Annotated in this window: 10 protein-coding genes and 1 rRNA gene; 2 read left to right on the top strand and 9 right to left on the bottom strand. The window is 49.2% G+C overall.

Features of this window, described 5'->3' with window-relative positions; all coding sequences use genetic code 11:
- The 3 genes from ACFSX3_RS31950 to ACFSX3_RS31940 form a co-directional block, all read right to left on the bottom strand.
- A 16S ribosomal RNA gene (locus ACFSX3_RS31950) occupies nucleotides 1-185 on the bottom strand; the annotation flags it as partial.
- Between the two features lie 350 nt (nucleotides 186-535).
- Entirely contained in the window at nucleotides 536-766 is a 231-nt protein-coding gene (locus ACFSX3_RS31945; RefSeq protein WP_036692450.1) for a hypothetical protein, read from the bottom strand.
- A gap of 194 nt (nucleotides 767-960) precedes the next feature.
- A complete protein-coding gene (locus ACFSX3_RS31940) occupies nucleotides 961-1,572 on the bottom strand; it encodes a stage II sporulation protein M (RefSeq protein ID WP_209994347.1) in 612 nt (203 codons plus the stop codon).
- 133 nt (nucleotides 1,573-1,705) lie between these two features.
- Between ACFSX3_RS31940 and pdaB the strand changes: the two genes are divergently transcribed.
- Entirely contained in the window at nucleotides 1,706-2,509 is an 804-nt protein-coding gene (pdaB, locus tag ACFSX3_RS31935; protein WP_209994346.1) for a polysaccharide deacetylase family sporulation protein PdaB, read from the top strand.
- Nucleotides 2,510-2,537: 28 nt separating this feature from the next.
- Here the strand turns inward: pdaB and ACFSX3_RS31930 are convergent, their stop codons facing one another.
- Nucleotides 2,538-3,359, bottom strand: coding sequence for a PPK2 family polyphosphate kinase (locus tag ACFSX3_RS31930; RefSeq protein ID WP_209994345.1), 822 nt, complete (start codon nucleotides 3,357-3,359; stop codon nucleotides 2,538-2,540).
- Between the two features lie 131 nt (nucleotides 3,360-3,490).
- Nucleotides 3,491-4,081 (bottom strand): KinB-signaling pathway activation protein, encoded by a 591-nt coding sequence (locus ACFSX3_RS31925; RefSeq protein WP_209994350.1) that lies wholly within the window; start codon nucleotides 4,079-4,081, stop codon nucleotides 3,491-3,493.
- Nucleotides 4,082-4,209: 128 nt separating this feature from the next.
- Between ACFSX3_RS31925 and gerD the strand changes: the two genes are divergently transcribed.
- On the top strand, nucleotides 4,210-4,929 hold the full coding sequence (gene gerD / locus ACFSX3_RS31920; protein WP_209994344.1) for a spore germination lipoprotein GerD: 720 nt from the start codon (nucleotides 4,210-4,212) through the stop codon (nucleotides 4,927-4,929).
- Between the two features lie 67 nt (nucleotides 4,930-4,996).
- On the opposite strand, the gene ACFSX3_RS31915 is transcribed toward gerD, so the two are convergent.
- The 4 genes from ACFSX3_RS31915 to ACFSX3_RS31900 form a co-directional block, all read right to left on the bottom strand.
- On the bottom strand, nucleotides 4,997-6,106 hold the full coding sequence (locus tag ACFSX3_RS31915) for an Mrp/NBP35 family ATP-binding protein (protein WP_209994349.1): 1,110 nt from the start codon (nucleotides 6,104-6,106) through the stop codon (nucleotides 4,997-4,999).
- Between the two features lie 95 nt (nucleotides 6,107-6,201).
- On the bottom strand, nucleotides 6,202-6,948 hold the full coding sequence (cwlD, locus tag ACFSX3_RS31910; protein ID WP_209994343.1) for an N-acetylmuramoyl-L-alanine amidase CwlD: 747 nt from the start codon (nucleotides 6,946-6,948) through the stop codon (nucleotides 6,202-6,204).
- Between the two features lie 72 nt (nucleotides 6,949-7,020).
- Nucleotides 7,021-8,196, bottom strand: coding sequence for a sulfate adenylyltransferase (gene sat, locus ACFSX3_RS31905; RefSeq protein WP_209994342.1), 1,176 nt, complete (start codon nucleotides 8,194-8,196; stop codon nucleotides 7,021-7,023).
- A gap of 110 nt (nucleotides 8,197-8,306) precedes the next feature.
- Nucleotides 8,307-8,999, bottom strand: a complete 693-nt coding sequence (locus tag ACFSX3_RS31900; protein ID WP_209994341.1) for a phosphoadenylyl-sulfate reductase — start codon at nucleotides 8,997-8,999, stop codon at nucleotides 8,307-8,309.
- Nucleotides 9,000-9,543 lie beyond the last annotated feature (544 nt).

Genomic DNA, 9,543 nt, shown 5'->3' with positions numbered 1-9,543 from the left:
AATTATCCGGTATTAGCTACCGTTTCCGGTAGTTATCCCAGTCTTGAGGGCAGGTTGCCTACGTGTTACTCACCCGTCCGCCGCTAAGTTAGTCAGGAGCAAGCCCCATCATAACTCCGCTCGACTTGCATGTATTAGGCATGCCGCCAGCGTTCGTCCTGAGCCAGGATCAAACTCTCCAAATTGGTATTTAGAAAGAGCGATTGCTCATTTTGAAACATCTGACGAGAATTGTTACATTCTCTCATTTTGGATCTCGCCGAAGCGATTTCCCACTCACTCGTTGTTCAGTTTTCAAAGATCAATGTCTCATTTTAGCTCTTCACCGCATCTCAGCGGCGACCTTCATAATATATCATAGTGTTTCGTTTTTTGGCAAGCTTTTTTTTGAAAAAGTTATTTTTCATTATTTCTTGCCTGCGTCTTCTCTTTAAACATTCAAAAGGAGCGCGAGATATAATGTATCATGTCGGCTCCCTTTTCGTCAAGCTATTCGATTCATTTTATTTATTCCGGTTATCAGCCCAATCCAAACCTAGTGCTTGAACTGCGAAGAACGTCCACCCCACGCATACTTAGACAGCTCTTTCTGTGGAGCAAAACGCGCATACATACGGAAAACCGTTTTATATCGATTGGCAATCGCATGCCTAATGTTCTGATCTAAACGCTGGTCACTCATATCCAGTAGCATCTCATCCAGCTCTTTGCGCAAAACATAGTCCAGTTCCTTACATTCCTTCTCATTGAATAACATTCCCAACATAAGCCTGGCCTCCTTCATGAAATTCATAGTTATCCAAAATCATCAAACGCTATTTCATCTCACTCAAAAAAGCCATTTGATGTGGGAAGCTCTTATTGAAGTGCTTACACTAAATTAACCGGAGTACTGAATCTATAACCATAATACAGATTCAAATGTTTCGGCTTTACTGTTATGCACAATTCCCCGGGATTTTATGATAAAAGCCAAAATGTAATTGTGCTCTCGATGATTGCTGCAACAAATAACAGAATCACGATCCAGACAGAGACGGTGAAGGTCTGCCGCATAAAGGCCTGCCAATTCACCGTCTCTGCCCTGCTCCGCTTCATTACTCCCAAAAGTGCAGACAGCACCTTGCTGCCGAACTTCAGCCCAAAGGCGCAGGCAATGATGATGGCCGGAATCTCAATAATGCCATGCGGCAGCAGTCCCTTTACAATCAGCGTGAACAGATCCTGTCCCTGTATTGCGGACAAATGAATCAGATAACCGATAACCGCACCGTTGATTAACAGGAAGAACGCGGGTAAGAGGCCGAATAAGGCACCCAGATAAATGATGACTACGCTTTTGATACTATTGTTCAGAAAAATGAATACGAAAAAGCTCCACTGCGGATTGGACGACTCTCTAAGGTTCCCGCTAATCTTACTGATCCCCTTCAATTGCTCATTCAGCAGCTGCTGCAGACTTCCTGTGCCGATCCATCCCAAGATTCCCCCTGCTATGAACAGTACTGTAGCCAATAGAAGTGCTGTGCGAATTGTCCTTAGATCCTTGATAAATGTATTAAAAGATAACATGCGTACCTCCTGATTTGGACTCAGCCTAATTGCAATTCGTATCGATTGATTAATATCTGAGGTCATAAGCGCCCTGTACGAGCATACATTTAGAACAAACAAGCATTTCGCATGGGAGAGGAGCGCTGACTTTATGAATTCTTTTTATGTATTTAGCGGCAAAAAGATCAAACGGTTCCTGTACATCTTTGCCGCTGCGCTTCTTACCGCCGGCGTTGTCTATGTGGAGAGGGGCAATATCACTGTATTCTCTGAAGCTGCCCCTTCTGCCATTTACAGTGTTCCGACGGAAAAGAAGCTGATTGCCTTAACCTTCGACATTAGCTGGGGAGAGAAAAGGCCCGAGCCGATTCTGAAGGTGCTGGAAGACAAAAAGGTGGATAAAGCGACATTCTTCCTGTCCTCACCTTGGAGCAAAACCCATCCTGAGATTGTTACAAGCATCAAAGACGCCGGGTTCGAAATCGGCAGCCACGGCCACAAGCATGTGAACTACAGTACGCTAAGCAATGATGAAATACGCACGCAGATCAGTACGGCCCATACAGTATTGACGGAGCTAACCGGTTCTCAGCCCAATCTGATCAGAATGCCTAACGGTGATTTTGACAAAAGAGTCCTGCAGGTGGCTACCGATCTAGGCTACAAAGTCATTCAATGGGACACGGACTCACTGGACTGGAAGAACATAGGTGTGGATAATATCGTTAACCGTGTAACGAGCAAAGCCCATCCCGGAGATATTGTGCTGCTGCATGCCAGCGACTCCTGCAAACAAACGCATGAAGCCCTGCCTCAGATCATTGATAAGCTGCGCAGCCAGGGGTATGAGTTCGTAACCGTCTCTGAGCTGATCAGCCAAAGCAGTGCAAGCGGCAAGGAAGTCCGCGATTCCGCATGGCTGGATGATGGCCTGGAAGATGCTGCAGGATTGTAGCTCGTTTAGCCCTGCATAACATTTAGCATTAGTGGCGCGGAGAGATCAGCTGAGAGATATCCGGCGTCGGCGTATTCAGCTTCGGGTAGCTCAGGTCAAGCCCCTCCAGGGTTTTGACCACAATCTTGAGCGCCAGATAGTTGCGGTACCAGCGGTGATTCGCAGGAATCCAGTACCACGGGGCCTTATCTATGCTGCTCTCCCGGAAAACATCCTCATACGCTTTTTGATAATCGTCCCAGTATTCGCGTTCCTGCAGATCACTGGCATCGAATTTCCAGTGCTTCGCCGGATCGTCAAGCCGCTCCTTAATCTTCTCCAGCTGCTTCTCCTTGGAGATATGCAGAAAGAGCTTAATGACCGTCGTTCCCTCTTCCGCCAGCATTTCCTCGAACTGGCGGATGTAGCGGAACCGGCGCTTGGCATCTTCTTTACTGAGACTGTCATGCACGCGGGGCACCAGCACATCCTCATAATGCGAACGGTTGAATGCGGCGATATAGCCTTTGGGCGGGGTCTTCATATGAACTCTCCACAGGAAATCGTGCGCTTCTTCCTCCAGGGAAGGCTTCTTGAAGCTGGTTACGATGAACCCCTGCGGATTAATGCCGGAGAATATATGTTTGACGGTTCCGTCCTTACCGCTTGAATCCATTCCTTGCAGGATGACCAGCAGCGAGTGCTTTTTTTGTGCAAAAAGGATATCCTGCAGCTTGACCAGCCGTTCCTTCAACTTCTCCATTTTGGCTTCGGCTTCTTCTTTGGATTTGAAGTCTCCCCGTTCATCTGGATCGAGGTCCTTCAGGCGTGTTTCACTTGTGTCTTTTATCATATAGCGCTTGATGTTCATATATTCCCTCCTCCACTCTGTTCTTTAAGATTAACCTCTTCATCTTCATTCTAACCGCTCTCTACAGGCAATGCCAAAACCCCGCCTCCCTGGTAGATCCAGAGGGGCGGGGTTTTGGCTTTATTCCTATTTCAGAGTGAGGCCGGTTTCAGAATACGGTGCAGCATCAGAATCTGGAAGGCATTACAGGCGATAAGCGGGACAAGAATAAATACGGTGGCGCTGTCCACACCAATGCGGAGGACGCCGATAATCTCCACTATAGTGATAGCCGTCATGAAGAAAAAGGTCGGGACCCAGGCCGAAGCGTTCGTGCTGCGCATTTTGAACCAGGACACAATAAGTGCGGTTAACAGAATTGCCAGGCCCAGCGTCAAATCCGATCGAACGCTGCGGTCTCCGCTGACAAAGGTGCGCAGGAACATTAGCTCAAGCAGAGCTAGCACAGCCAGCACCAATTGTATGTAACGCCAAGCCTTACGCGGGAACACCCCGATGCCCGTATAGTTGAGAATAAGATAAGCGAAGAATCCGAGCTGGGCATATACGCTAACAAGCGCTCCGTACCCAAGAAGAATCAGGGCGTAGAGGAAAAAGTCGGCGGTGCTTTTAAATTGAATTCCGCCATTCACTATCTGCAGAGCAAGACCGGCAATCACGGCTCCGCCTGCACCGATCAAAAGCGTGGTCCAGAACAAATAAAACCATTTTCTTAAGCTCAGCGCCTTCACCTCCCCGTGTCAGATTTATTTTACCAAGGTTACCGTCAAAAAACCATTACACTTCAACATAAATGTACCTGCGGGCGGCATACTACAATCATTGATTCTAATAAAGGAGGGCAGCGCCAATGAAATGGAGGGCTCTATGGTCTGGAGGCTTGGCACTCGGCTTGGCGATCACGTTAACCGCCTGCGGAGGCGAACAGAGCAGTTCTTCTTCCGGTGGACAGGGCGGATATAAGGAAATGAAGACGATGGTTGTAGATATATTGAAGAGCGACGAAGGTAAAAAGGCAGTAGAGGAAGCCCTGTCTACCCCCAGCTCAGATGAGGGTGGCGGCGGCGGCGGCGGTGGCGGAGTAAGCATGAAAATGATGCCTATGCAGACGACAGAGCAGGTCCGGATCGCCGTTAAGGATACCCTCACAGCACCCGAGTATCAGAAGGAAATCGAAAAAATCATGACCGACCCGCAATTTGCCGGGGATTTCGCCAAAGCGATTAATAAAGAGAGCAAGGAATTACATCTTCAATTGATCAAGGACCCGACTTATCAGAAGTCTGTTGGAGAAATCATGAAATCGCCCGAAATGATGAAAATGTTCCTCGATCTTACCAAGACTCCGGATTACCGCAAGCAGTCCATGACCATTATGCAGGAGGCTATGCAAAATCCGCTGTTCCGTATGGAAGTCCTTACTCTGCTCAAAAGTGTAGTTCAGGATGAGCTGCAGCCCAAGGTTGAGAAAAAGGATGCAGGGAAAGGCGAAGGCGGCGGGGAGGAAAAAGAAGGCGGTGGAGAAAAGCAGGAAGGCGGCGACGATTCCGGTTCAGGATCTGGTTCGTAATTCAAATAAGGCCTTGCCCCAGGAATGGGGCAGGCCTTATTTTTACATGCGCATCGCGGAATGTTACTTATTGCTCGTATTTGGCAATCAGCTTGTCTGCAATGTCTGCGAACAATATTCCGGTAGCCGTGTCCGCCTTATAGACCGACGGTGAGAAGTCCGGCTCGGAGATATGGTTATCCGGTGCACCCAGCGGCACCTGGGCCAGCAGCTCTGTATGCAGCGTTTCAGCCAGACGGGCTCCACCGCCGCGTCCGAAGATATAATCCTTTTTGCCGCAGGAGGAGCACTCATAATAAGCCATGTTCTCGATGACCCCAAGGATTTCATGCTCGGTCTGCAGAGCCATAGAACCCGCTCTCGCCGCCACAAAGGCAGCCGTAGCATGAGGGGTAGTGACAATGATCTCCTTGCTGTGCGGCAGCATCTGGTGGACATCAAGGGCCACATCGCCCGTACCCGGAGGCAGATCCAGCAGCAGATAATCAAGCTCGCCCCAACCCACATCGGCGAAGAACTGGCGCAGCATTTTGCCCAGCATCGGCCCTCTCCAGATCACCGGACTATTCTCACGGATAAAGAAGCCCATGGACATGACCTTCACTCCAAAACGTTCTACCGGAATAATAGTTCCTTCATCGACGACCGGTCCCTCTTCAATCCCCATCATATCCGGGATACTGAAGCCGTAAATATCTGCATCAATCAGGCCGACTCTCTTGCCCTTGCGGGCCAGTGCCACCGCCAGATTCACGGTTACTGTTGATTTCCCGACCCCGCCCTTGCCGCTGGCAATTGCGATGAAGTTCACCCCTGAGTTCTCATTAATCAGCTCATGCCCCTCAAGGCCCGCTGCGTGCCCTTTGAGCTTCTCCCCTTGATCTGAATCCGGCTCGTCTCCCCCGCCCTCTCCGCGGAGAATAGCCCGTTCATAATCGGTAGCATCACGCAGACGAATATGAATCTGCTCTGCCCCACCCTCCGTAAGGAGATCACGAACCTGCTGTTCCAGCTCCATCCGCTTCTTCTCATCTGAATCCAGACATACGATGGATAACGAAATACGGTCCTCTTTGATCATGATATCGCGGATTAACTGTAGTTCGATCAGGCTTTTTCCGGATTCCGGGTCTGTAAGCGGCTGTAAAAGTTCCTGAATTTGTTCCCTGGTCTGCATGGAAAGCACCTCTGTTCCTATCCGGTGGTAAGCCCCGGTATTTGTACCCATTATAGCATTACCCCCAGTCGGAAGAGTAGTCCCACCCTATGCCTCTATGGCTGCTCGGAGCTGTATCGCAGGATGCCCCGGTAGATGCTGGTTGCCACCTTCCGCTGGTACAGATCATCCCCAAGGAGCAGGGACTCCTGGGGATGTGACAGGAAGCCTACCTCAACGAGCACGGACGGCATTTTTAATACTTTTAACAAATAAATGGTGTTCGCTGTCTTCGCCACACGGTCCGTATTCTCAAGCGTAGCCCGAAGTTCATCCTGTACCAGCCCGGCCAACGCCTTGTTCCTCTCGTTGCTTGGATAATAGAAGGTCTGCGCCCCGCTCCAGCGGTTGGAAGGAATACTGTTCATATGTACGCTGACAAACAGATCGGCCCCCTTCTCTTCAATACTCCGCACCCGCTGCTTCAGATCCTCTGTCTTACGCCTTGCGTACCCCTTGGTGCTGTCCTGGGCCAGATCATAATCCCCTTCACGGGTCATCACTACAATCGCCCCCGCCTGCTGCAGATAATCGCGCAAGTATAGCGACACGGCGAGATTGATCTCCTTCTCAATCAGACCGGACCGGCTCACCGCCCCGCCATCCGGCCCCCCGTGGCCTGCATCAATGGCAATGACCTTGCCGGACAGCGGCAGGCTCCAATAGTTGACCGTCCTGGCAGTCGGCATATCATAGGCGATGATACCGATCATCACAGCAAGCAGTACAGCGCCTAAGAAGCTTTTCTTGATGCTGCTCCAAGAGATCCAGACCGAGAATTTACGCTGCTTCCGGCCAGACATAACAAAGACCCCCTCGTCCCGATAGATTCTACTCATCTATATGGGACAAGAGGGCCAAATAGTACTGGCCGTTTAGGACTTTACAGTGACTTCCGGTGACATACCTTCAATCAGAATCTGCGCCACCTCAGGGCGCGTGAATTCAGGAGGCGGGCAGTGTCCGTCACGCAGCAGCGCCCGTACCTTCGTACCCGAGAGCGTCAAGTGCTGGTCAGCCGGGTGCGGACAGGTTTTGCTGGAGGCCATATTCCCGCATTTCACACAGAAGAAGCTGTGCTCGAAGAATAACGGTGTAATCCCAAGCTCCTCAGCGGTGAAGTTAGCAAAGATCTCCTGCGCTTCATACGTACCGTAGTAGTCTCCCACACCTGCGTGATCACGCCCGACAATAAAGTGTGTACACCCATAGTTCTTGCGTACCATCGCATGGAAAATCGCTTCACGCGGTCCTGCATATCGCATAGCCGCCGGAAATACCCCAAGAAATGTACGGTTCTCCGGATAATAATTCTCCAGCAGCGCGAGATAACTCTTCATCCGCACATTGGCCGGAACATCGTCCGATTTGGTCTCCCCCACCAGCGGGTTCAGGAAAAGAGCGTCTACAACCTCCATAGCGCACTTCTGGATATACTCATGGGCCCGATGTACCGGATTACGCGTCTGAAAGCCTACAACCGTTCTCCAACCCTTATCTGCGAAGATCTGTCGGGTCTCGGCGGGGTCAAAATAGAATTCAGCGAACTTCTCCGGCTGCGGACGGTTCAGTACCGTTATAGGTCCGCCTATATACGTTGCCGGCCGGGACAGCAGCTTGCTGACTCCGGGATGCGCCGGGTCAGTTGTCCGGAACACATTGTGCGCCTCAACCTGCTGATCTACAGTATAAATACTTTCAATATCCAGCAGACCGTAGATAACACCGTCGTCTTCACCCGTAAGTGTAACTCTGTCTCCTACTGCAAGAGTTGCAGCCAGATCATCACCCACCGCCAACGTAACCGGTATACTCCATACTGTCCCATCAGCCAGGCGCATGTTGCTTACTACCGAGTGATAATCCTCTTCGTTCAAGAATCCGGTCAGCGGCGAGAATGCTCCTACACCGATCAGATCCAGATCCGATAAAGTCCAAGTATTAAGGGCAATCGATTGCTGGGCTGAAGCTTGCTTCAGTAGTGCTTCTCTCTGCTCTCCGGCGGCAATGCGCTGAATCAGCGTTCCTCCATGAGGAAGTATTGAAGTCATCCTTATTCTCTCCTCCTGTGCAATGCCTGTGCATTGCTGTATAGAGTGCTGGTAACTTAGTGCGGATAAATTAATGATTCATATCTAAGCGATACTTATTAAGGCGTATCTTATTTATGCAATCCGCATTCTGTCTTGTCCGAACCGGACCATCTACCCGCACGCGGATCTTCACCAGGCATAACCGCCCGGGTGCACTGTTCACAGCCGATACTCGGGAAATTGCGGTCATGAAGCGGATTATACACTACCTCATTCTCGCGAATATAATTCCATACATCCTCCGTAGTCCAGTTCGCAATCGGATTGAACTTGACGAGTCCAAATTTGTTATCGTATTCTACCTTTTTGGAATTAGCACGGGTAGGTGCCTGATCCCGGCGGATGCCGGTAATCCAAGCGTCGTATTGTGAGAGAATACGGGTCAGCGGTTCCACCTTACGAATGGCGCAGCACTGATTCGGATCACTGTTCCATAGAGCCTCCCCGTACTGAAGCGCCTGCTCTTCTACTGTAATCTGTGGAGACACACGTACGAACTCCATGCCGTACTTCTCGGCCATGATATCTCTAGTCTCATAAGTTTCCTTGAAATGATAATCCGTGTCCAGATAGAACACATCTGTCGAGGGACTCACCTTCTGGATCATATCCACCAGCACCACATCCTCCGCTCCAAAACTGCAGGCAAAGGTTATATTAGGAAAAGTCTCCACCGCCCAGCGGATAATCTCCTCGGGAGTAGCATTCTCCAGCTCTTCCGCTTTAACTTTGATTAAATCCTCTTTCTCGAGCAGGTTCATCTCAGTTTCCTCCATCCGGATATAAGCCAAGATACAATCCTATATGAGAGATTAATCCCGACTAATTCTATATGATATAGTATATCCGTTTCACAGTGGAAGTCAATGGGTTTTGTTCATTTTGGAATAAAGTATTCCAAGTTATAAAGCCATGTCATTGATGCTTGAGCACTATATGAATAAGAAGCACTCGCTCTTGTGATGCTCAAGGACAACCCGCTATATGTAGAATACAGTACCCCCTCCCGAATCAAAATAAAAAAAACCATCAGCAATAATGCTCAATGAGGTTTGATACTTTTCATAAACATTAATTAAAGTTCATTCCAATGGCACCTGCAAAAAGAAGAGCTAAACAATAAATAATTATCATAGCAAATAAGATATTCAGGAAGTTAAATGAACGCTTCATAATTTTGCACCTCCTTGCTTTCACAATATCCGCAATAACATATGTTAAATTTTCCATTTACCCGATTAAGTATCTGAATGCTTTACGAATTTCGGGATGTATAATTGACTATTTAACCAAGCGATCTATTCC

This window comes from Paenibacillus rhizoplanae (genome assembly GCF_042684125.1).
Taxonomy (GTDB): Bacteria; Bacillota; Bacilli; order Paenibacillales; family Paenibacillaceae; genus Paenibacillus_AQ; species Paenibacillus_AQ rhizoplanae.
The sequence above is the reverse complement of the archived record's forward strand: the minus strand, read 5'-3'. Positions and strand labels throughout refer to the sequence as shown.